Here is a 22,169-nt window from a genome sequence, read left to right on the forward strand (position 1 = left end):
TCAGACGGTCCACTGAATTCGCTTCTTGAGCCGCATCTAGTGGACCAAGGAAGCGAAAGCGACTACAGTGTGAATACGATGTTAGGTGGAATGCACTGAAATACTCACATAATTAATTCAATTTTCCCTTTAGGCTCTACTCGAACTAATACCTCTTCTATAGTCATTTCTGGAGTTATAATTATCGTTTTGTTTAGGTTCCGACTTAAATCTTTTAGAAAGTTCATGAGTACATCTATTTTTTTCTCTGAGTCTATCTGTATTGGTGAAATATCAAATTCAATAACGCTTCCTTCATAAAAATGCCCACAAATATCAATTTTACTATATTCAATAGTTATCCCAATACTTGCTTCTTTTTTTATTCTTAACAATTCAGCAATATCCCTAATTCTAGTTATTAGCCCATCTATAGTCACTCGATAATTAATTCTATTACTTTTCAAATGATCAAAAATTAGAGCCCATACTTGGATGTCTGTATCCAATATATAAATATCCCTTAGACTTCCATCTTTAAAGAATACTTCATTTAATACTTCATCGTAATTCATTCAGGCCTCCTAACACTCCGTATTTCACCTAACGTTCTTATATCTACAAGCCCTCACTATCTATTAGCTTCTAATCTTCATTCATTCTATCTGCTCGTATCCAGCTCATTTCCTCAATGTTTAATAATTCTTTAAACTCTTCTACTAACTGATGCTTAGATTCCAGTTGTGTATAGTAATTATTATTCAAAATATCGTCTAATTGTTTTATTCGCTCATTATCTAGTTCAAAAAATCTAAATGTTTTTAGATTGCAATTTGTAAACTGTTTTGCTATTTTCTCATTGTATTCATTAGATCTCAGAACTTCTTCAATTAATTCAGTTCTGATTTTGTCCCCTCTAGGGTCTACATATAAAAATTCAATGTGATCTTCCTCTGGATATCTTTCTTCTGCAAGCTTAATAATTGAAGTATCTAATAACACATATGATATATGAAGACTTGCTATCTCTTGTGAATTGTAAACTACACGGTATCCCCAACAGTGATCTTCAAAATTATAAAAATATAACACTGGGATTTTTTCTGAAATTTGAAATAGACTTTCTGGAATTTCTTCACTTTCTTCTGTATCTTTGGTTACGAAAACAAACCATTTGTCATTTAAATCCTCCGCGTATATAGGATCATGCTCAAGAATTGCTTCTTTATATTTCAATAGTGATAAGCTTCCTGAAGTAAATTCACTCATTGTTTTGGCTCCTTTTTGTTTTTTTAGTCATATTTCAGCTAACGTTCTTGCATTCATGAACCCCTAAGGGGTTGTCTGCTGAAATTCCTCTCCGAAATCCACCTCGCAGACCCATACTCCGTAAGGAGCCGCTGCTTGAATATGATGTTAGGCGATACCCTTGATCTCTTTTGAGTTCCTTAAAATAATCCCTATTACTACTGTATTTTAACTTCTCAAATCAACAACCATCGTGATTGATGAATCAACTTTCCCAACTTCTTTAAATCCGAATCTCTCGTAGAGTTTCATTGCCGCTGCATTGCTCGGATCAACACTGAGGGATAATTTTTTTATATTCCTCTTCCTAGCTTCTTTAAATAATTCATCCATTAAGGCCATTCCGATTTTCCTCCCCCTGTATTCTTTTAACAAAGCCATTCCTAGTTCGGGTACATCATTATCAATAAATCCAAATCCCTTATTATCCTCGTTAAAATATCGAACTGTTATTGATCCGACGGGTTCACCCTCATGGTTCATTGCTATAAATCCAAAATCCCCCTCTCTTCCCCAACCTTCAATATACTTTGATATATAAGGGTCTTTTATTATCGCTTTATCGAATGGCTCTTGACCTTCTGGGACAAATAATGATTCATATAACATCTCCCATAAAAAAAACACATCATCTTCTATTATTGGTCGGATTCTGTATTGTATCATTGAAGTTACCTCATTTCTAGATTCTCAAAGGTTTCACCTAACGTTTCTATATTTTCCATAAGAGCCGTAGCTTGAATATTATGTTATGCAATTCCTCCATCCTCTCCGAATCAACGTTCCAAAGATTGGCTTGCTTCTGTTAATTCATCATTTACCTCTAAATATTTCAATGTTTTTTCAATATCGTCGTGGTCCATTGTTTTCGTTATAATTAGATGTTTAATATTAAAGCCTGGTGGTTCCATTTCTTTTTTAAAGTGATTTACTAATTTTTGAGGGGTTGTCACCAAACTCCAACGTTCACTTCCATCCGAAAAAGTAAGGGTCACCTCCACCAAATCAAACTCCTTTGGATCATCATCAAACTTCCATCTTTCTAAAAAAGGCACTTCTATATTTCCTTCAATAAAATGAGCTTTTGATATCCAAACTGCTTTTCCATGGTTTCCAATAATTCTATACTTGTCCCCATCTTCTTTTTTTACGATGTATTTATTGCCCCTTGTAAGTGCATGAGCATAAACGCCTATACTCATACAAGTTATGATTGGTCCCTCCATCAATTCACTTCCATACCGTATTTAATTTACTGAGGTTTCGCATAACGTTCCTGTATTCATGAACCCCAAAGGGGGTGTCTGCTGAAATTCCTCTTCGAAATCCAACTCACAGACCTAGGCTCCATTGGAGCGGCAGCTTGAATGTTATGTTGTCAGATTACAGTGCCTTCCTTGATTTACTCAACGTCAATTTTTGTTTAAATCCTTTGTCAGTATTATTTCTAGAGGTTCGTTCTCAAGCATTAAACATCCAGCATCTCTATATCCAAGCTTTCTATAAAAATGTTGGGCTCCTTCATTTGAAAGTGTTGAGGTCATGACCATTTCAAATCCTTTTTGTTTCATTAATTCTTCCCAATACTGGACAACTTTTTTACCAATACCTGTTCCTCTATACTCCTCATCTATCCATATCATATTCATAAATGGTGTGTTGTCCCAAAAAAATCCGTATCTCATCCAACCTATTTCTTGATTGGATTCTCTAATTATTAGAATTTCATTTTCTTTTATTTTTGGTCTTATAAGTGTCTTATGTATGTGCTTGTCTCTTAACGCGATATACTCATAATCTGATTCAATCGCAAAATCAATCTGCATTGTAAATCCTCCCTTTCACTCTTTTCATTGAATAGCTTCTTGGTAACACTCAGCACTGATGTCTCATAACGTTTGTACATTACATAAGTTTATAAAGTCTTTTTAAAAATGTATAAGTCACCTTCTTCTCTAACCTTAGTAAACCCACACTTTGAATAGAAGTGATGATTCTTCACACTCCAGCTAGGAGTATCCAGCCACCATTCAGTGCTGTCTGGAAATTTACTTTCAATTTTCTCCATCACCTTCGTTCCGATTCCTTGATTTTTAAAATTTGGATCAATAAAGATTCTTCCTAGATTATGCACTTGATTACATTCTACAAATATCATAGCACCCCCGATTATTTCTCCATTAAAGAGTACCTTGAAATATTCGCAATTTTGCATCATCTCTTCTTGCCAACTTATGGAGTCATATCCTATTGGCCCAACGGTTTCGTTATTCTTAAAATGCTTTGATTCATCCTCAAAACTGGCCTTTTGTATTTCAGCAAGTTTTTGTGCATCATTTTTTCTAGCTTTTTCTAATGTCAGCACCAAACATACCTCCATTGTCTTTTTATTTTTTCCGGGGTTGTCTGCTGAAATGCCTCCTCGAACTCCATCCCAACAGGCTAAGGCTCCGTGAGGATTCTTATGCTTGAATATTATGTTATCAGAAGTTACCGAACTTCTTCACTATGCATTCAAAATCAATCTGCAAATTTTTTTATCAGCGAATTTTCTTATATGGTCTTTTTTCGTTTTGTAGTTTGATTATTAGTTCATATGCATCTCTTTCACTTTTCTGAGCTTTTAGTGACTCTTCTTCTGTTATTTCTATTTCTATCATTTGAACCACTATTCCACCAGCATCGAAACTAACGAATATTCCCCCATCTCTTTATACAATCTTCTAATCTGTTTTATAAAACTATCATCTTCTCTTCCCTTATTTATAATCTCTTCATCGGTGGTTACAGCCCATCTAAAAATTTGTTCAATGCTCCCGTAGCTACGTTTAAATCCTTTGGCCAACTTCAGTATGTTTTCTTTAGTTGGTGCAAATGATAATACTACTCTTAACTCTTCATCTCTCCAAGGTCTCCTCTTATTTTCTGTACTATACGCTTTTTTTTTCTCATATTCAAAAATCAATAATTTCGTTTTGTGGATTACTTGGTCTGTTGTTAGTTCTTCAATTCCTTCATTAAGTAATTCAATTAATCTATCTTTATATTCTTTCTTTTTCATAGATTTCCCCTCCATGATCTTTTCAATAATTACACATAACGTTCCTGTATTCCTGAACCCCGAAAGGCTTAAGGAAGCGTAAGCGACCGGATCCGGCGGACTTAGCCTCGCAGGGGTGTCTGTCTGAGTTCACTTCCTTGTATTAGCTGCTGGCAGACCAAGGGCCGTATGGCCCACTGCTTGAATACATTGTTATACGCCGTGTTTCTCTTCGTCGATATACCCTTCAATTGTCTCTTTAGATCTTCTAACTTTTCCACTTGTTCTATCGAATTGAATAGTGATAATATCGTCTTTTACTATATCATCTATCATTTCAACAATAATTCCATAATCTATATGATAAAGATGCTTATCTTTATCAAAATCAGAATTTATAAATACTCCTGTATATTCCATTCCATTTTCTTCATCAAACGTTGGAAAGAAAATAAAACTATGTATAAATGAATTGCACATTTGTTTAATTGTAAGTGAACTGTTTGAACAATTCATTAAATCGTAGAATTCACCGTAATCAATAAGATTTAGAAAATCTATTTTTTTCTCAGTTTGTATTCTTTGATATTTTCCACACTTGTAATTTTTCGAAAGTAATTCATCACTTAATTTTCCGTTTTCAACAAGTTTTCTAATAATAAAACTGCAAAGAAAATGAAACTTCTCAAGCCCCATTACAAAGTGTTCAGTATCATATTTTGAGAATTTTATTTGTTTGAGATATTTTTTGAAATTTCTCAATTCCTTAATTAATTCCGCTTTCCAAATGTGGGAGTTCCAAATCATCTTACAATCTCCTTTATTAATTTTTTAGAAACATGCGTATAACGTTCTCGTATTCGCGACGTCCATTTCCCTTAGATAGTTCCTATCTTAGGGGAATGGATGTATATGCCTGACTCCTCTTCTTCGAAAAAACTCCTGGCAGATCAAGGGCCAACGGCCACAGCGCGAATATTATGTTATAGGATGTCAGCGCCTTCTTCGAAATACAAAATCATTTTTTTAACTATCGTTTCCCGTTAACGTCATTCTATGTCTCCTGAAGCGCCCTTGGTGGATAATAATTATTTAGTAACGTTACAGTCATGAAATACGTAGTAGGTTAGGATTTCTTGTACGTCCCCTTACAATTATTCACCACCACCTGTAATTTGCTCTTTAGCATTGTTCATAATGTATTTGATTCAAATCAAAGCATCTTACATAATTGTCCAATCATTCTCTTTATGTCCAACATATCTTGGAGATATCAAACAAGAGGAGTTGATATTTTGGTACGTATTCTCGATAAAGCTGCCGTACAACCGCGCCGTAGATTCAACTTAGCAAACTCTTTTATTATCCGACGTTCACCAGCAAGATCTCGCCTTGCAACAATCACTTTACGTATTCCAGTCAATTCTCAACCTAATCGGGTAGATTTAGTAGCAACTGTGGGTGTTCGAGGTGTCACTGGCATTGCGCAAATACTCTTTAGAATCTTCCGCGATGGAAGAGAGATTTTCAACACCCAACAAGGTATCGAATCTGCTGGTTCTGAACAAAATTATGCAGTTACATTCCAGGCGGAAGATAGAAATGTAATAGCCGGCGCCCATGTTTACACAGTCACAGCAGAAAACCTTACTGCAAATACAAGAGCCGATGTTGTTGGGCCTGTATCGTTTAGTGGGTTAGCCGTTAAAACGAGAACCTAATACCATATTTGCAATTTTCAGTACTTGAATGATAGCCCTGTAAAAATCTCAATTTTGAGGAATAGGTACTCCAAGATGGAAAAAGAGATAGAAAAGTAATAAGCAGCTCGTTCCTCGTCAGAGGATGGGCTGCTTTTGCTCATTTTCACTAAGCATAACTGCCCCGTTAGTTTAATTCATCAATTAATTACTTTTGCTGATTTCCTATAACGTTCCTGTATTCACGACGCTTGGCGAATGCCAAGTGTGTCCGGCTGCTTCTACTTCCCCGAAATCCCTCTGCCGGACCGAGGGCGTATGCCCGATGCGTGAATATAATGTTATACGAGGCCCCTTTCTCTTTGAATTGTCTACATATCATTCCTTGATCACTTGTGTATCTATTATTTGCTTCATTAATATTAAAGAAAATTTGACACCTTCAGTTTCAGTTAAAATGTCCTTTAAATAAATTCTTGTATTCTCTGTATACTGATCTGAGAACCTAATGCTTAAATATGTCATTTTCTTTTTATCTGCTTCCCAGAATCTATACTTCACTTCAGTACGACCAGTATATTTCCTAAGAAATCGATCAATTGATTGTCCCTCTCTAACCCAATTACATAGTGTCTTACTTACCCATACTTCATCCCAATTTTTGTAGAATGGAAAATGAGCAAACAGATTTCTTACAAACTTAAATAGTTCACTTCCAATTTCGGCTTCCAAAGGAGGTCTTCGTTTTTTCATCTCTTCAACTACCCACTTAATTGGTTCATAATTCAATAATTCAGCATAGATTGTAAAAGCATCTTTGACTTTTGAGAACCGATAATAAGCATCCTTCTCCCAAAATGAGTCTTCAAATATTTCATCAAAAATATCATAAAAACTATTGTACGCTAGATTTAAGAATTCAAGCTCTGCCCTATTAGGTTTCAAGTGTTCATCCATATATTTTCATGTCCTTTTTTTGATTTAAGGGGTTTCGTATAACGTTTGGGCATTCCTGACGTTGACTTCCCTTAGATAGCTCTTATCTTAGGGAAATCAATGTGTCACCTGAATCTTCTTCTTCGAGATACCTCCGGTGACCAAGGGGCGAACGCCCCGCAGTAGAAATGCGATGTTAGGCGATTTATTCGTCTTCCTGTATTATCAAACAGTTTATTTGTCACTTATTCGTTTATTTTCTTGGCTCTTAAACCAGTTTCTAATTCCCTTTCCTGCAAAAGGTTCATCTGAAAATCTAGGTATGACATGCATATGAGCATGAAATACATGTTGTCCTCCAACTGACCCACAGTTCCAACCCACGTTATAACCATCAGGCTTTATATCTCTATCAAGAATTACTTTTATTTCTTTTAATAATGAGAGTGTAGAATTCCACTCTTCCTCACTCAAATCAAATACGGTTTCTCGATGTTCTTTAGGTATTATTATTCCGGATCCTTCTATTTCAGGTTTTAATAGTTGTAAGTATTTGCAGTGATCATTCTCTATTAAAACTTTTTGGTGTTCTAAGGTAATATTGCAGTATTCGCAATTCTCCATTTCTATCTCCTTTAAGTTAATAAGGTTATAAATGCTTTTCAACGCACTTCGAATATTTCACCTAACGTTCTTGTATTCACGAACCCTCACTGGCTTAAGGAGCGAACGCGCCGGGTCCGACGGACTTAGCCAGTGCAGGGTTGTCCGGCTGCTTCCACTCCCCCAAAATGTCTCTGCCGGACCGAGGGCCGAATGGCCCGATGCGTGAATATTTTGTTATCTGATGCCAATGCCTTCTTGATTAACTTTCAAATGTTGCTTTGACTCGTTTTGAGTTTTTAAAATACAAAATCCATATTGATCCAAAAATAATTGTAGAGATTAAACTTGGGAGTTCATCTATTTTGTTAATTGTGAGAATGAAGTTTAAAAATCCAAATATTATAGTGATTATTTCAATTTGAATTATTATATTTGGTCCTTTCCTTTTCTTCTTCAATATAAGCACTAGAGAAACAATAATTAAGACTTCAGAAAATAAATATATTCCGACAGAAATAGTTCTAGCAAGATTCCAACCAATTGTTCCAACTAACATATAAATATAAAATTCGAAATAAAGACCTATTAAATTACTTATAAGTAGATAAAAAGAATAGATCACAAAGAAAAGCAGCCCGCCTTTAATTCCACTCATACTATTCTGAGATAATTGCATTATTGGCTCCTTAATTTTTGTCTTTTATTTGCATTGAGCATTGGTTTCAGATAACGTTGTTGCATTCACGACGTCCCACCACCTTAAGGCCCAACGGGCCGGGCGCGACTGCGCTTAGGTGGTGCGGATGTGTCGCCTGAATCCTCTCCCATGAAAATGCTCCTGACGACCAAGGGGCCGACCGGCCCAACAGCGTGAATGCGTTGTTATCTGATGGAAATGTCCTCTTCGAGATACACACTCTAGTATTGTAAAAAAATGAATAATCATGTAGAATAATGTTATCGCCAAATAAAGGAGAATATTAATGAAAATCCTTAAATCAAAAACACTCTACTTTTCAAGTATTCCAGTGATATTGGTTTCAATGTTTATCTACCTAGCAATGCAATTTGATCTTAAGACTTATCCATCTTCGACATTCAGAAGTGTACTAGAGATTACATATTTCATCACATCATCATTGCTATTTATTATCGCAATCATTGGGTTACAACAATTAAGTATTGCCAGAAACTCCGCAAAAATGAATGCAAAAAGGGAAGCATATAAATTAGCAGCTGAACAATGCTCTTACTATTTAGAAGTGATAGTTTCCAAAGTTAGATCTCATTGATGATAAGATGAAAGAAAAAGGCATAACTACTTTCGGAGAGACTAAGATAATATTTCAGGATAAAAAATTGTTAATTGAAAACAAATATAACTCAAAGGAAAGAGATAAGATAATAAGCATTACAACAGAGATACTGAGTGCCCTAAATTCTATTGAAGCTTTTTCAGTATTCTTCACCTCCCAAGTTGCGGACTCGGATGTTGCTTATTCTTCGATTGGAAATACATATTGTAATTCTATAAAAAAATTACTACCAGTTATTTGCTTATCTCAAGGAGAAGGATTTACTAACATCATTAAATTATATGTATCATGGAATGATAAAATTGAGAAACAAAAGGCTCTCCAGGAAAAACTTTCTGCTGAAGCAAAGTTGAAGAAGAATAGTAGTATAGATTTCAAGAGCCTTGGAACTTAGTAATACTATTGCGTTTCTTTCAGATAACGTATTATTTACGAACTTCCGAAAGAATACTCTCTTTGTCATATTCACGAACTTCGTGAATCCTGCACTTTTCTCCTTATTCCGGCACTTTCTGCGTTTCAATCCTCCAGCGCGCTCATCCGATCCAACGGACTTTGAATCCGCCCAATGTCCCGTCTGCTCACATGTGTATACCGCTCCGTCGTTCGCACACTCTGATGCCCTAGCAGTTCCTGAATATAGCGAAGATCAATCCCATTCTCCAGCAAGTGGGTCGCAAAGGAATGCCTTAGCGAATGGATACTCACCTGTTTGCGAATGCCCGCTTCAGCCAGCGCTTTTTCAAACACTTTCTGCGCTGAACGTTCCGTCAGGTGGCGGCCTTCCCTCTGCCCAGGAAACAGTCAGTCTGCTGGCTGCTCCACCCCTATATACTGCTCGACCACCGCAAAAGCCACTTCGGATAGCAGCGTTTGCCGATCCTTCCTGCCCTTTCCCTGACGAACTTTCAGTACTTTCCGTTCACGGTCGCAGTCTTCAAGACGCAACCTCACCACTTCGCTTACCCGCAGCCCGGATGTATACGTCAGGTACAAAATAGCCTTATGCTTTAGATTTTTCACTGCTTTCAACAGACGCATAACCTCATTCAGGGACAGCACATCTGGCAGTTTACTCTCCTTTTTCGGACGAACATAGGCGGCGGATTTGGGCTGCTTTAGCACATGGCGAAAGTAAAATTTCAGCGCGCTGATCGCTTGGTTAACATAAGCGTGCGAAAGGCCTTTTTCGAGCAGCGCCAACGCATATTTTTGCACCGTCGCATCATTTATGCTTGCTTCGGTCCCTTGCAATCTTGCAAAAAAGCGTTCCGTTTGCGATATGTATGCTTTAATCGTCTTGCTGCTGTAGCCCCTTGCCACCAATGCATCGCGCATTTCTTGCCGCTGATCCGGGTTCCATTCACCTCGTTCCGAAGAAGAGGGAACCGCATTAGCCTGCGTGTCCCGCCGATCCAGCCATTCCCGGATGAACGGCAGCTCTTTATTCAAGCGCTCGTCGCACTCGAACTTGCAGCTCCGATACGCTTCCAACATGCTTTCTACAGCCGAGATACTGTAAGGAATGGTCCATATTTTTTCGTCTGGAACCCATTTCCTGCTCGGTATGGATCGAATCCCTTCTCGCTCCTTGACTCCGTATCGCTCCAACCGTACGCCGATCGTTTTTTCATCCCGATAAAGTAGGTTTATCTTCATCTCACTTGCCTCCTTAGTATATCAGCCGTTCAAAAAGTTGGAAATCTAATTTTACACAAAAAAAGGGACTTAAGATGGATATTCATCTTAAGTCCCTGATTCTTTAAGAGTAAATTATTGATCCATTAAGTCCAATTTACATTATCATAAAATGTCTTACCTTTATTTGTCCAGTTCCTCCGTCACATCATCCCATAGCATCGCCGCCACCTACCATGTTACTCGACCTTGAACTGTTTTAATTCGTCTTGAAGCTTATTGGACAATTGGTTTAATTGTTTGGATAGTTCAGCAACCTGTTCAAAGCTCTCCAATTGTTCCTGCGTGCTGGCGCTAACCTCTTCGGTTGAAGCGGAATTCTCTTCTGTGGTAGAAGAGATGATCTCCAGCGCCTGTAAAATCTCATCTTTGTGCTTGTGGACTTTGGAAGTGTTCGTGCTGATCTGGATCATTCGCAATTTCAAATCTTCCAAATCCTTGTTAATGCTAAAGAATACTTGCTTCGTGTCCTCCACCGATCTCGCGTTTTCTTCTGCAATTTTCAGACCGTGAACCGTATGCTCAACTGATACACTGGTTTTTTCTTCGATGACACGGACCTTCTTGTAGATTTCCTGTGTCGCCAGTGCAGTCTGCTCAGCCAGCTTGCGAACCTCCCCGGCAACAACAGCAAACCCTTTGCCCTGTTCTCCTGCACGTGCAGCTTCAATGGAAGCATTGAGCGCCAGCAGGTTGGTCTGCGTTGCAATTTGGTTGACCGTATCGACGATGCTGGAAATCTCATGACGGCTCAGATCAATCTCCTGAATAATAGACGACATCGCTTGTGTGGAATTGTGATTTTCTTCCGCCCATCTGGATAACTGATCTACTACCGCAAGCCCCTGTCCGCTTTGCTCAGCAGAGATTTGCACCATCGTTTCGATGGCTTTGGCATCATTGGCAATTTCGTCAATTTGGCCGGATAATGCTCCGGTTTTTTGTAAAATGTTATCCGTTTCGATGGATTGGTAGTTCGTTGCATTGGCAATCTCATTAATTGCTGTCGCCGTATCGTTCATCGTGATCGCGGTTCTGGAAGAAATGGATTGCAAATCATGAGAAGACTGATTCAAGACTTGAGCTGAGCCGCCCACCATTTGGAGCATGCCTTGAATTTTTTGAACCATATTGTAAATCCCTTGAGAAATTTGCCCGATTTCATTGTTGGATTGCGTATCAAACTGAACGGTCAAATCTCCATTTTCAATCAGCTTGATTTTTGCAAGCAATTTCGGGATTGATCTCAACAGATAACGGAGCGTTATATAACAAATCACAACAAGCAGGATGGTGGCTGCCGCAAAACCGCCAATGGTAAGCCAGGTAAAGGTTTTTAATTCTGTGAGCACCTCTTCTTCAGAAATGGTTAAGCCTACAGACCACCCCGTATCTTTACTGGTTGCATACCCAATATAACGAGGTTCCCCATTATCATTAATTAGCTGTACTCCGGACTCACCAGCAATCATTTTCTTTCCAATCTCCCCAAGATCACCTGTGCTTTCGTTAATCTTTTCTTTCAGCACTTTATTTTGATCGGGGTGATACAAAATATCACCTGTTTTGGACGCAAGAATCGAATAACCTGTGCTTCCAAGCGAATAGCTTTGCATAACGGCAGGGATGTCTTTGAAAGCAATATCAACTGCAGCAAATCCGATTAATTGGTTACTGCTATCTTTAATCGGATAGAAAATGCCCATGAGCACATTACCCGAATTGACGTCCTTATAGGGTTCTGAGTAGTATAAACCGTCTGCTTCAACAGCTGGCTTGAAGTATGGGCGTGTATGGATATCAAAATCCGGTTTAGAAGCAACACCATCATTCTGAAGAAAGAAGCCTTTACCAGATATTCCTGCAATCCAGGCGTCGGCAAAAGATGGCTCTGCCTTTACAATGGCTGCCAGAGTCGCTACTGTTTCCGCAGCATAAGGAGAAGTTTTCACCATTTCTGCCGATGGGGTGTTTTCTAAATATTGCTTAAAAAGATTGTTCGTTGACATTTGTTTGACAAGCGATCCCTTTTCCTTAAACAACGCATCGAATTGAGTGACAACGGCCTGCGTCTTGGTCTGGAGCATGGCCTCTTGCTGCTTGACAAGTATGCTTTGCGTGCTTGCAAACATGAACGTCCCCAAGGTTGCAAAGACGACAACGATAATGACTAACAAGACCATGGCCAATGTGTTGGCGATGCTGGATGATCTAACTACGCGCTTCTTAATATTTTGTGACATGCTGCCATCTCCCCGAGGAATATTGAGCGAAAAGCTCTTAGATAATATGTCGGAAGTTTGCAGTTGTTTTAATAGGTTTTTAGTATACACAATTTAAAGTTTCGCTATCTGATTCCTCATAGATTCCCTCCCAACCTGTTCGGTAACTCCAGCAAAAGATTAGGGCAGCACAAAGAGCCTCCGTCAGACGTAGGCTCTTTACTAAAAGCTATATATGAGAACGCAGAGTTTTGCGGATTTAGAGCGTTTCAGCGATCCGTAAGCTCAACCCTCATCCTCCGTCGTTAACCCAACTGCATCGTTGTGATACACGTATCGTTTTTCTCATATGTAGAGAATTCAGTTTCAGCCGTTTTACCTTCATGATTCACGCTAATGCGGTATGTTTTATCCCTCGGTAGCCATAGATCAATAAAACCATTGGATTGTGATTTCATGGCGGCATTCTCCATGATGACTTTCCCTTCGGAGTCGTGAACGGTCACATTGAACGCTCCGTTTTTTATTTCGCCTTGGCAGCCCGTTAGACTATGAGTTGCACAAGGGTGGGTCTGTTCCACATATGGTGCAATCGAAACAAAAAACTCGTTGTCAGGCAAATCATAATTCATGGTCTGAGTATCGTCCCCTGTGACAATCAACTGACTGGAATTAATGGAAGCGGACTGGGCTGTTGCCTTGCCTGCACTGATATCATGCACCAATTGCTTGATATCTGTTGTCCCGAGCTTTTCCGCTCCTTCTCTCTGAATATTTCCTGCAATTAGGTACGTCCCCAATGCGGCAACAACCAACCCTGAAGCGACCAAGATTCCTTTTTTCATCTGGAGTTCATCTCCTCGTCTATTTTGTATTATTATAAGGGAGAATGCACCATAATGGGCAAAATGGGGTGCTGAAGTCACCAGATATTCACATTCAACGTAAAAATACCCCATTACTCTTGTGGAGCATTGGGGTACACTCGTTTTTAACGGTCCCTGTTCACGACATAATGTATTAAGTGCTTCAGAAAAGCAATATTACGTGGGATCTCTTCCAATGCTTCCATAGCGAGGCAATAGTGTTCCCACATCTCTTTACTGGCACCTTCAAGACCGAGGATGGACACGAAATTCGAATTGTTATTATCAGAATCTTGGCCAACAGGTTTTCCGAGTAAGAGCATATCTCCTTCCACATCAAGTAAATCATCTTTAATCTGAAAAGCAATCCCCATATGATAGGCAAATTTCTTCAAAGCAGCAATTTCCGACTCCTTGACCTGTGCAAGCATGGCTGGCATAACCAGACAAGCCTCAAACGCCACTCCTGTTTTGTAAAAGCACACCATATTCAGCTGCTCCAAGGTCAGTGCCTTTCCTTTGGAATCCAGATCCATCGCCTGCCCCATACACATATCTTCTGCTTTCTGGGCCGAGTATTGTATCAAGGCAAGCACCGTTTCAGCATTGAACTGGTCAAGTGACGATTGTTCCCCAATCGCCTTCTGGATCAGATACAGACCGGTTAGTTCCGCGGTGGCGCTATTGTGCACCTGATGCAAGGTCTGACGCCCTCTACGGGTAGACGCATTATCCTGGGAAGGAAGATCATCAAAGATCAGAGATGCGGTATGCATATACTCCAGTGATCTCAGAAGAGGCACGATTGCCGATGCATCTAATCCATATTCGTTCACGCCCATGACCCAAGTCAATATAGGCCGTATCCGCTTCCCGTCCCCTTCGAGACTGTAATTTGCAGCCTCAATAAGCTGTTCTTTCATGGCTGGAATCCCTTGAGGCTTGGTAATTTTCAATTGGTTGTTAATCTGCTCACGGACCATTTTGACCGTATTGAAAAAGTCTTCCTTTTCCCTCGCATCGTTTTTCAGATGGGTAATCATCTGGTCCCGAAGCAGCTTATCTAAGAAATCTACATCATCCGCTTTTTGTACCATCTTCTGAATGAGATTATTAAATTCCGGATTTCCGGATGCAAAGATCTCCATCGTTTCATTATACTTTTCAATACCTACACGTTCTTTATAACGTTTGAGTCCATTCATTGCACGATCCAGTATCACCTCACGAGCCATGGTATCGGAGTCATATACGTTATGGATCAAATAGGAAATAACCGCCCAGTATAATTCAAAGGGATTGATAAGATCAGGTCTCTGATGATGATATTTTAAATAGTAGGTATAGGGTGTTACCGCACCGTCTCTCATATCGTCAACCATATCCGCAAAATCATCAGCAAGCTGGTTATAGATGCCATAAAAGAATGTTCGTTGCTCAAAACCCTCATCCGCAGGAACACTAATCACGGAACGGACAATCAATCGGGACGAAGAGGACTTCAAAATAACGGGTATATAAAGCTCTTCATTGGTATAAGTAACTCGCGTTAGGTCCTTAACACGGTCAATATCTTGAGCATGAAAAAAAACATAGGACTGCTCGAAAAATGTTTGCTGTGTGTCTGGCCGCTGATGTTCCTTAATATACTCAAATGCATCCGAGAGCTCCGAATGTATGTATTGAATCAACTCCATATGATTTCCGGTCCAATCGCCCAACTCAGGCACAGATCCACTAAGAAGCGCGGCACGTATCATACGGGAATATTGTTCTTTTTCTTCAACCGTCAAAACCTGGGAATCGAGAAGATCATCAATGAAAGGATAGGTTAGACCATAGGAGTACCCAAGCCTGATGGCTTCATCAAGTCTGCGAGCACGTTCCACAGGCAACACTGTATCGTCCATTTCTTCCATCACATGCAGAATAACCCCGATAATGATCTTAATCAGTTTGCGCTGGGCTTGCTCGGCATCCATCTCCATGGGAATATGGGAGGATACGGACCTAAGTTTGTTGATCACCCAAATTATCGCGGTTTCTATACCTTCCCTCTGGGCCCACCGATACACCCCGGCCAAATTCATAAATTCCGGTTGGTCTCCCCCGTTTGCACTGGTGGATTGGATCAAGTGTTTTTTTACGTCTGCAATGACACGCTGAATCCGGGTATGTGTGTCAGGAGAATTCAGAGCTTTGCCTAGGTCCCTCATATAAATATAGGAGACACTTCGGTCCAGATAATCATCCAATTTGCCTGTATAATTCAGCCATTGAATGTATCTATTATAGTCCCGAGTATCAGGTTTTCTCTTTCTCCGTGAAAAAAAGGATAACCATGAGGAATGATGAATATGATTTTTTTTCCACTTTTGAATGTCTTCTGTCAGGGTGGTCACATAAGATTTGTCTAAGACCTGATCATACAGTAATGCAAAATACTGAATCGCCTTCCGCTCAGCCAGCTGATATCCTGTATTGGCTTGTAATTTTTCATTCATATAATGCATTACCTCAACTTCTCATTTTGTTAAACATGGTTGCATTTCTCCCTGAGGGAACGAACTTGGATCATGTTTTTATCTTTATACGGAAAAAAAACTGTAAGGTTACGAAATTATCATGCTGCTTATCGATACCCCCTCTTTGGCAATATCCATGAATTTAAAACAAGAATATAGGCTCAAATTACTTCCAATCAACAAAAAAACCCACGTCTGACGTGGGTTTTTATAATAACTCTTCTATCGCCACCTGGTACAACAGAGAACCTTCACGGAGCAGCAGGCGGTTTTTTCTGAAATCCTGTTCGTGCGGCTGAAGAAACTCTTGATCGTCATTTAAAAAACGGATGTTTTGCCCTTTGCTCAAACTACCTGGCTTCACATTCTTTTTCAGGACATATTGTCCACTCTTTCCATACCCGCCATCGAATAAAAAGTGATATCCATCTGTAGCCACCCCAGAGCAGCCAGAAATCCTCGGATTCATTAACGTAATATTCGTGTGGTCACTACCGGAAATACGTCCTAATGAAAAGTCTGAATAGTAATAAAACCAGATTTCCTGTTCGCTGACTACGTTTAATGCATAGCAATCATCAATGGCTGCTGCTTGGTTCTCATATATTTTATCTCCCTTTTCATTCCAGGCGACAAGACCGGAGGACCCAACAGGCTCAACCCAACCATAATTGCCAAATATACCTTCGTCAAAATAACTGGTCCAGATCGTACCTTCTTCTGTTACCTGAACACTCTGGATGCCGTCTCCAAGCAACATCTCATTGACGGTATGACCTTCATAATCAAGGATTTTACCATTTAGATCGTATTGACCAGGTCCGTAATAATGGCACCGTGCTCCGACGAGTAACAAATGATTTTTTAGAGGCTGTACATAATGATAGTTGAACTGCTGCCCCTCCACACACACTTCTTGAATGTGATCGTCTAGGATGAGTACCTTGTAAGTATGTCTGTCTTTCAATGAGGCAGGCGTGAACATCCCCCGCACTCGTTCTGGGACTTTATCAATCAGCAAAATATACACGCGCCCATCAGGGCCAAATTGGGTCGAAACGATCTCAAATCCTTTTATATCGTTGGAAATATCAACAAATGAATGAAGCTGTTTATGTGGATGTGACAAGGTAATTCCTCCTCTGAAAGGTCAAAAAAGTGAGGTGTTATTTGTATTGAACTCATTTTGTCATAACGGCATGTTGCTGAGTAGGGCGGAAGTATGGCGATATAGCAAACAAAAAAAAACAAGCTGGGCTCTGCTTTATAAGAAAAGCAGCCCAGCTTGATCTTTATAGATGTTCCCCTTGGAGGGTTTGGTCCTTCTCGACCTTCTGCCATAAAGCCTCAGTCAGCTCATCTATTGTCTCCTTCATCGCCAGCTTCTCGCGCCAACGACTCGGGATACCGCTTATTCCGTAATAAGCTCCTGCAATTTGCCCGTACACCGCCCCAGTCGTATCAGCATCATCCCCCAGATTCACTGCCAGCAGTGCTCCCTCTTCAAATGAAGTCGAATGGTGGAATGCCCACAACGCAGCCTCAAGGGAACGAATGACATACCCGGTTCCTTGTATTTCGGGCGGCTCTTTATACCGGTAAGATCCCCGAATTATTTCTTCAATGGCTGCCGAATAAGCGGGCTCGTCCTGCCGCCACTTATAACAGACGTCCACCGATAACATGGATTCTTTGTCCGCTCCTCGCAAACCTGCCACAAGGATTGAAGCAAGCACAGCACAGGCCTCCACACTTTCGACTGCTCCATGGGTGGTTCGCGAGCTCATCTCAGCGTACATCACCGCCTCTTTCGGACGGTTCGCATAGGCCATAGCCACAGGTGCAAGCCTCATAATAGAGCCATTGCCGGCAGTCATGGGGTCAACGGACCCACTGTACGGATCTCCGGTAGCTTCGAAGCGATGCAGTGCTGTTCTCGTTGCACCACCGATATCAAAGCACGTTCCCGTGCTGCTCATATACCCCAAGTGGTACCAATTGGTGTATCGGCGCATTTGGTCTGCCGGATCAAAGCCATCTTTTCGCACCATACTCTCGGCCAAGCAGAGCGCCATCGACGTATCGTCCGTCCACTGCCCCGGCTTTAACCCAAAGACACCGCCGCCCACGATATCCGTTACAGGTTCAAATGTACCTGGACTGCTGAATTCCACAGTGGTTCCCAAAGCATCACCCACTGCCAGCCCAACCAGGCATCCCAAAAAACGATCCTTGATAAGTGCCATTTTGGTTTTACGCCCCTTTTCAAATGTAATAACTAATGCATATTTTCCCATCTCGCCAGGAAGGAAGCCCGACACTGCCATTTATTCGTAGCTTAAGGCTTTACAGCGGCTATCCGGTTTCAATTCAATGAAAATTCCTGCTTCTTGATGGTAAACGAGTGGAAACCGCTCCGTATCTACATATTCCCGCACACCGCTTGAAAGCCGCCATACCTGAAGCGAGACTCCTTTTCCCCATAAGAATAATCGGTCACCACAAATGGCCATATCCGCTTGGGGAAAAGGAAAAGTCCCGTCTTCAACAGGCTCACAATTTAGAGATGGAATCGCTGGAAGCACACGTCGGTACCCTGGCTGGGTCATATCGAATAGGACAACAGCCGGTTCAACTCCTTCCTCTCCCCAATCTTCCTCCTCCAGTAAATCAGCATCCATCTGTCCCCAAACCGCCAATGTATCGGGTCCTGTCCAGCACACTGGCCCATCCCAATCTATGGTTTGCCAAAGATCGCGAACCGACGGCCCCTTCTCCGATGCCCATGGATTCAGCAGCCAATCCGATAACGACCAAGTTCGGACCACTCCAATCGGAGCCCACACCCATCCCGTATCCGCAATCCACTTTCCCCCTGGTGAAATCAGCAGCCTCCCATGAAAATAATCTAGATAATGTTCATTTTTGCTGTCGCTGTTATAAACAGGGGTAGGCCTTGCTGTCAAAAGCATGCCTGTTTCTATATCCGTCAGGTCAAGCCGGTTCCATTCCTTCCCATGAACAAGAATGCATGCACCATCTTGGTGTACAAATGCCAGGGGAAACATACTTTTATCGTAGTGATATTCGTCCCGTGATAATTGCATTTTTTCTTGAGCATGGACTAAATCATAAACTGCCGCATGCCGTCCAAAACGATTGGAGATAGCTACGTAGCTGCCGTCAGAACTGGTAACCATTTGGACAGGTTGCATGGGATTAAAATCAGGAATACAAATACGTGTGCACAATTCTGCGCTGCCAGACCGAAGTTCTAGTCTCCACAGTTCTGCTTGTGTGTTTAGTGCCAGCAGGGTTATGCTTTCCTGAGAGTCACCCTTTAGTGGATGAATGGCTGTAAGGCGTCCGATAGACGGTGGTAAATCAGGTAAAGAAACGTGATGGAATGGCATCATTAAACCCCTTTTACTCTAGATAAATAATAATCTATACCCACATTTGTGAAGCTGGATTTATCAACAAAAAATCTGATATCAAGCAATGCAGTCAATACTTTCATAAAAACTCCCGGTTTTTTCTTGCAAAACAACTTAAGATATGTAATTTCACTAGGATCTCTTTTGAGAACAAAATAGGAGTAATTCATCAAGATCAAATGGGAGATGAACTGCTCTGTTGGAGATTGATGCTCATTGATACAGTCTATCAGCACCTCTAATACCCTATTTTTATTAGATTTGTAGGCTTGCATAAACATCGTTGCTTCTACAAATGGTTTGTTGAAATCATCGAATGGAAAATCATATACATCATGACTACCCAGCATAAAGTTGACCCATTGGCCTTGTAAAAATTTTATTTTTTCCAGCGCTGCTTGTGTATCCATATCCATCTTACTTTTGTTAATATGTTCATGCAAAATGTTAATAAGAATGTGCAGATCATAATATTGTGCGTCTTCCATTCTGTACATGATCCTATTATTTTCAATCGTTAGACGATCATAAATGTCGTCACCTAAACCCAGTTCAAATAAAAGATGTTGGAGGAAAAGTAGTCTGTCCTGAGCAAACGTGAATTCATTGCCTCTCTCTCTTAGATGTGAAACTTGATATTGATAATAAAAACAAAATAAGTTTTTTCTCCTATAAGCAACATCTTTATGTATATCAAAAACATTAAAAATGAACGAAAGCAATCGAACCAGGCGTTCAGCATCCAGTTCGCTTCGAATGACATGATCCATTTTTGTAAATAGCGACCTGTCAAACAGATCATGCCATCGCACTAGAGAAACATAATCCTGCTCGTTTATATTCAGGGTTAATATTCTTAAATTTTGCTCTTGATCGGGATAAGAATAAAATAGATATTCATGACTTAAATCAGAAATTCGCTCATTAAAATAAGCTCTTAATTTGTAATCGTATATTTTAGAAAATGACATACTTATCCTCCTTACAAGTAAGCCTGAGCATATTAAACTAAGCACAAAACATTTTCGAACTCCTATATTGTAAAATTAATCTGGATAGACTGGCAAGGCGGCACAATTACAGAAACATATGTTCTCCAAATCTATATTATGATATCTTTAGGCTAGAAATGAAACGTTATTGTCGGAGGTCATAGCCTACAATTAGAAAGGAATGGACACCTATGAAACAGTTAAGCGAAGCTCTGGCCTGTTTTGTACAACAACAAAACTTATATAATGAAGCCTATGGGCTGTTCCAAAACCACGACATCCAGCCCCGGATGGAGAAAATATCAGATTGCTGGGACAACCAGATTCCTGTATCCCCTGAACTTGAGTATCTGTATAGCCATTATGAAATGATCGATGCTAAGGCAGTGGGAACACACAAATTAAAAAATGCAGCAGTTGAAATCGGGGATGCCGCGGTTCTCTTTTTTGCCGCACCAGAACATCTGTATCGCCAACAGCTGGGCTATCGCTGGATTACATCTGGTGAGCTTGTCCAAGAATCTTCTTCGTGGCCGCCCCATCATGTCGTGATTGCCACTTTTAATGACGATCCAGTCATTGTCGATACTAGCGCACTCGGTTCCCCTGTATATGCTGCATTCGAAGGCGGTGTCCCGCAGCAGATTGCTGACTCTTTAGCTAACTTCTTTACGGCTCTCTCCATCCTGATTGAAGGTGCCTGTACCTTTAAGGGAGAATTGAAAGATGAGGAGACCTACGAAACCAAAGCAGAATATATCGAGCACGTAAAACCGCTGCTGCATCCGCTGTTGAGCGAAAATCAAACCACGTATTTAATGGAATACCTATCCCTTTGTTAGAAATCCTTTTTTTTGAAGAGAGGTGGGACTTTTTATGATCTATATCGCATTACTGCGGGGCATCAATGTTGGCGGCAACAACAAGATCGAGATGAAGAGGCTCAAGCAAACGTTTGAAAATGCAGGTATGGGGCATGTGACGACTTACATTAATTCTGGAAACATTATTTTTTCTAGTCAGACCCAGTCTAACCAGGAGCTTTCACTCATATTGGAACAGGCGATTCTGGAGGATTTTAGCTTACCCATCCGCGTCATCGTCCGTAACATGAAAGAGATTCAGAGCATTATGGAGGCACTGCCGAATGAATGGTCTAATGATACACAGATGAAAAGTGATGTAATGTTTCTGTGGGATGAAATTAACGATATTTCCGTTCTGGACAAGCTTCCTTTGAAACCGGGAATAGGCCATGTAATATATACGACCGGGGCCGTTCTGTACTCTGTCAGCAAAGAACAAGTCACAAAAAGCGGGTTAACGAAATTAGTCGGAACCAAGCTGTATCAGCAAATGACGGTGCGGAATGTGAACACAACTCGTCAGATTTATAAGCTGGTGCAAATGGCTGAACAGGAAGAGTTACGGGATACGAGCTCCTGACTGTAGTCGTGTTTAAATAGGGATAGGGCAAAATAAAAAACATATAGTGATAAAACTGCCAACATCTTATTACAAAGGTGCTGGCTGTATAAATAAAA

At 40.4% G+C, this 22,169-nt stretch carries 23 protein-coding genes and 1 pseudogene; 5 read left to right on the forward strand and 19 right to left on the reverse strand.

Translation table 11 applies throughout. From position 1 onward, the window contains the following. Positions 1–104: 104 nt before the first annotated feature. From MKX30_RS06385 to MKX30_RS06420, 8 genes are all read right to left on the reverse strand, one after another. Entirely contained in the window at positions 105–554 is a 450-nt protein-coding gene (locus MKX30_RS06385) for a protein export chaperone secb (protein WP_076264710.1), read from the reverse strand. A gap of 70 nt (positions 555–624) precedes the next feature. Then, positions 625–1,248: a hypothetical protein gene (locus MKX30_RS06390; protein WP_076264711.1), complete on the reverse strand. Its 624-nt coding sequence runs from the start codon at positions 1,246–1,248 to the stop codon at positions 625–627. A gap of 207 nt (positions 1,249–1,455) precedes the next feature. Further along, a complete protein-coding gene (locus tag MKX30_RS06395; protein ID WP_076264712.1) occupies positions 1,456–1,953 on the reverse strand; it encodes a GNAT family N-acetyltransferase in 498 nt (165 codons plus the stop codon). A 110-nt stretch (positions 1,954–2,063) separates the two neighbouring features. After that, positions 2,064–2,513, reverse strand: a complete 450-nt coding sequence (locus tag MKX30_RS06400) for a hypothetical protein (protein WP_076264713.1) — start codon at positions 2,511–2,513, stop codon at positions 2,064–2,066. A 186-nt stretch (positions 2,514–2,699) separates the two neighbouring features. Next, positions 2,700–3,113 carry a GNAT family N-acetyltransferase gene (locus MKX30_RS06405; RefSeq protein ID WP_339200578.1) on the reverse strand — a complete coding sequence of 138 codons (414 nt, stop codon included), beginning with the start codon at positions 3,111–3,113 and terminating at the stop codon, positions 2,700–2,702. An 89-nt stretch (positions 3,114–3,202) separates the two neighbouring features. Next, positions 3,203–3,652: a GNAT family N-acetyltransferase gene (locus MKX30_RS06410; protein ID WP_028542551.1), complete on the reverse strand. Its 450-nt coding sequence runs from the start codon at positions 3,650–3,652 to the stop codon at positions 3,203–3,205. Positions 3,653–3,955: 303 nt separating this feature from the next. Next, a complete protein-coding gene (locus MKX30_RS06415; protein ID WP_341062593.1) occupies positions 3,956–4,348 on the reverse strand; it encodes a hypothetical protein in 393 nt (130 codons plus the stop codon). 192 nt (positions 4,349–4,540) lie between these two features. After that, entirely contained in the window at positions 4,541–5,134 is a 594-nt protein-coding gene (locus tag MKX30_RS06420; RefSeq protein WP_068942221.1) for a hypothetical protein, read from the reverse strand. Positions 5,135–5,622: 488 nt separating this feature from the next. Between MKX30_RS06420 and MKX30_RS06425 the strand changes: the two genes are divergently transcribed. Continuing rightward, positions 5,623–6,048 carry an exosporium protein C gene (locus MKX30_RS06425; protein WP_075154545.1) on the forward strand — a complete coding sequence of 142 codons (426 nt, stop codon included), beginning with the start codon at positions 5,623–5,625 and terminating at the stop codon, positions 6,046–6,048. Positions 6,049–6,405: 357 nt separating this feature from the next. On the opposite strand, the gene MKX30_RS06430 is transcribed toward MKX30_RS06425, so the two are convergent. From MKX30_RS06430 to MKX30_RS06440, 3 genes are all read right to left on the reverse strand, one after another. Continuing rightward, entirely contained in the window at positions 6,406–6,984 is a 579-nt protein-coding gene (locus tag MKX30_RS06430) for a hypothetical protein (protein WP_075154546.1), read from the reverse strand. A 213-nt stretch (positions 6,985–7,197) separates the two neighbouring features. Beyond that, entirely contained in the window at positions 7,198–7,587 is a 390-nt protein-coding gene (locus tag MKX30_RS06435) for an HIT family protein (protein ID WP_075154547.1), read from the reverse strand. Between the two features lie 241 nt (positions 7,588–7,828). Continuing rightward, the gene (locus MKX30_RS06440; protein ID WP_075154548.1) at positions 7,829–8,245 is read right to left on the reverse strand and encodes a DUF2569 family protein; all 417 of its coding nucleotides are present in this window, start codon (positions 8,243–8,245) and stop codon (positions 7,829–7,831) included. A 307-nt stretch (positions 8,246–8,552) separates the two neighbouring features. On the opposite strand from MKX30_RS06440, the gene MKX30_RS06445 reads away from it, so the two are divergent. Together MKX30_RS06445 and MKX30_RS06450 are read left to right on the forward strand one after the other, a co-directional pair. Next, complete coding sequence (locus MKX30_RS06445) at positions 8,553–8,861, forward strand: hypothetical protein (protein ID WP_341062595.1); 309 nt, start codon at positions 8,553–8,555, stop codon at positions 8,859–8,861. A 7-nt stretch (positions 8,862–8,868) separates the two neighbouring features. Then, entirely contained in the window at positions 8,869–9,279 is a 411-nt protein-coding gene (locus MKX30_RS06450; protein ID WP_341062596.1) for a hypothetical protein, read from the forward strand. Between the two features lie 125 nt (positions 9,280–9,404). Here MKX30_RS06450 and xerA read toward each other — a convergent pair. The 8 genes and pseudogenes from xerA to MKX30_RS06490 form a co-directional block, all read right to left on the reverse strand. Beyond that, positions 9,405–10,544: pseudogene (xerA, locus tag MKX30_RS06455) on the reverse strand (site-specific tyrosine recombinase/integron integrase). A gap of 218 nt (positions 10,545–10,762) precedes the next feature. Then, complete coding sequence (locus MKX30_RS06460) at positions 10,763–12,826, reverse strand: methyl-accepting chemotaxis protein (protein WP_341062598.1); 2,064 nt, start codon at positions 12,824–12,826, stop codon at positions 10,763–10,765. Positions 12,827–13,110: 284 nt separating this feature from the next. Next, positions 13,111–13,650: a CueP family metal-binding protein gene (locus MKX30_RS06465; protein WP_053325849.1), complete on the reverse strand. Its 540-nt coding sequence runs from the start codon at positions 13,648–13,650 to the stop codon at positions 13,111–13,113. Positions 13,651–13,796: 146 nt separating this feature from the next. After that, positions 13,797–16,184, reverse strand: coding sequence for a polyprenyl synthetase family protein (locus tag MKX30_RS06470; RefSeq protein ID WP_341062600.1), 2,388 nt, complete (start codon positions 16,182–16,184; stop codon positions 13,797–13,799). 220 nt (positions 16,185–16,404) lie between these two features. Continuing rightward, entirely contained in the window at positions 16,405–17,325 is a 921-nt protein-coding gene (locus MKX30_RS06475) for a hypothetical protein (RefSeq protein WP_076295497.1), read from the reverse strand. 163 nt (positions 17,326–17,488) lie between these two features. Next, positions 17,489–18,442, reverse strand: a complete 954-nt coding sequence (locus tag MKX30_RS06480) for an ADP-ribosylglycohydrolase family protein (protein WP_069081179.1) — start codon at positions 18,440–18,442, stop codon at positions 17,489–17,491. An 81-nt stretch (positions 18,443–18,523) separates the two neighbouring features. Next, positions 18,524–19,612 carry a hypothetical protein gene (locus MKX30_RS06485; RefSeq protein WP_341062601.1) on the reverse strand — a complete coding sequence of 363 codons (1,089 nt, stop codon included), beginning with the start codon at positions 19,610–19,612 and terminating at the stop codon, positions 18,524–18,526. Continuing rightward, positions 19,612–20,604: a hypothetical protein gene (locus MKX30_RS06490; RefSeq protein ID WP_069081133.1), complete on the reverse strand. Its 993-nt coding sequence runs from the start codon at positions 20,602–20,604 to the stop codon at positions 19,612–19,614. The genes MKX30_RS06485 and MKX30_RS06490 overlap by 1 nt, the downstream gene beginning before the upstream one ends. Before the next feature lie 212 nt (positions 20,605–20,816). On the opposite strand from MKX30_RS06490, the gene MKX30_RS06495 reads away from it, so the two are divergent. Further along, positions 20,817–21,467 (forward strand): hypothetical protein, encoded by a 651-nt coding sequence (locus tag MKX30_RS06495; RefSeq protein WP_069081134.1) that lies wholly within the window; start codon positions 20,817–20,819, stop codon positions 21,465–21,467. Between the two features lie 34 nt (positions 21,468–21,501). Further along, positions 21,502–22,071, forward strand: a complete 570-nt coding sequence (locus MKX30_RS06500; protein ID WP_341062602.1) for a DUF1697 domain-containing protein — start codon at positions 21,502–21,504, stop codon at positions 22,069–22,071. Positions 22,072–22,169 lie beyond the last annotated feature (98 nt).

This window comes from Paenibacillus sp. FSL P2-0173, assembly GCF_038008045.1.
Classification (GTDB): domain Bacteria; phylum Bacillota; class Bacilli; order Paenibacillales; family Paenibacillaceae; genus Paenibacillus; species Paenibacillus polymyxa_B.

Coding starts and splice junctions, on each gene's coding strand:
- MKX30_RS06480 (WP_069081179.1), bottom strand. CDS start 18,442: ATGGCACTTATCAAGGATCGTTTTTTGGGATGCCTGGTTGGGCTGGCA.
- MKX30_RS06500 (WP_341062602.1), top strand. CDS start 21,502: ATGATCTATATCGCATTACTGCGGGGCATCAATGTTGGCGGCAACAAC.
- MKX30_RS06460 (WP_341062598.1), bottom strand. CDS start 12,826: ATGTCACAAAATATTAAGAAGCGCGTAGTTAGATCATCCAGCATCGCC.
- MKX30_RS06415 (WP_341062593.1), bottom strand. CDS start 4,348: ATGAAAAAGAAAGAATATAAAGATAGATTAATTGAATTACTTAATGAA.
- MKX30_RS06420 (WP_068942221.1), bottom strand. CDS start 5,134: ATGATTTGGAACTCCCACATTTGGAAAGCGGAATTAATTAAGGAATTG.
- MKX30_RS06490 (WP_069081133.1), bottom strand. CDS start 20,604: ATGTCATTTTCTAAAATATACGATTACAAATTAAGAGCTTATTTTAAT.
- MKX30_RS06430 (WP_075154546.1), bottom strand. CDS start 6,984: ATGGATGAACACTTGAAACCTAATAGGGCAGAGCTTGAATTCTTAAAT.
- MKX30_RS06405 (WP_339200578.1), bottom strand. CDS start 3,113: ATGCAGATTGATTTTGCGATTGAATCAGATTATGAGTATATCGCGTTA.
- MKX30_RS06485 (WP_341062601.1), bottom strand. CDS start 19,612: ATGATGCCATTCCATCACGTTTCTTTACCTGATTTACCACCGTCTATC.
- MKX30_RS06395 (WP_076264712.1), bottom strand. CDS start 1,953: ATGATACAATACAGAATCCGACCAATAATAGAAGATGATGTGTTTTTT.
- MKX30_RS06385 (WP_076264710.1), bottom strand. CDS start 554: ATGAATTACGATGAAGTATTAAATGAAGTATTCTTTAAAGATGGAAGT.
- MKX30_RS06450 (WP_341062596.1), top strand. CDS start 8,869: ATGAAAGAAAAAGGCATAACTACTTTCGGAGAGACTAAGATAATATTT.
- MKX30_RS06400 (WP_076264713.1), bottom strand. CDS start 2,513: ATGGAGGGACCAATCATAACTTGTATGAGTATAGGCGTTTATGCTCAT.
- MKX30_RS06390 (WP_076264711.1), bottom strand. CDS start 1,248: ATGAGTGAATTTACTTCAGGAAGCTTATCACTATTGAAATATAAAGAA.
- MKX30_RS06440 (WP_075154548.1), bottom strand. CDS start 8,245: ATGCAATTATCTCAGAATAGTATGAGTGGAATTAAAGGCGGGCTGCTT.
- MKX30_RS06465 (WP_053325849.1), bottom strand. CDS start 13,650: ATGAAAAAAGGAATCTTGGTCGCTTCAGGGTTGGTTGTTGCCGCATTG.
- MKX30_RS06470 (WP_341062600.1), bottom strand. CDS start 16,184: ATGCATTATATGAATGAAAAATTACAAGCCAATACAGGATATCAGCTG.
- MKX30_RS06435 (WP_075154547.1), bottom strand. CDS start 7,587: ATGGAGAATTGCGAATACTGCAATATTACCTTAGAACACCAAAAAGTT.
- MKX30_RS06445 (WP_341062595.1), top strand. CDS start 8,553: ATGAAAATCCTTAAATCAAAAACACTCTACTTTTCAAGTATTCCAGTG.
- MKX30_RS06495 (WP_069081134.1), top strand. CDS start 20,817: ATGAAACAGTTAAGCGAAGCTCTGGCCTGTTTTGTACAACAACAAAAC.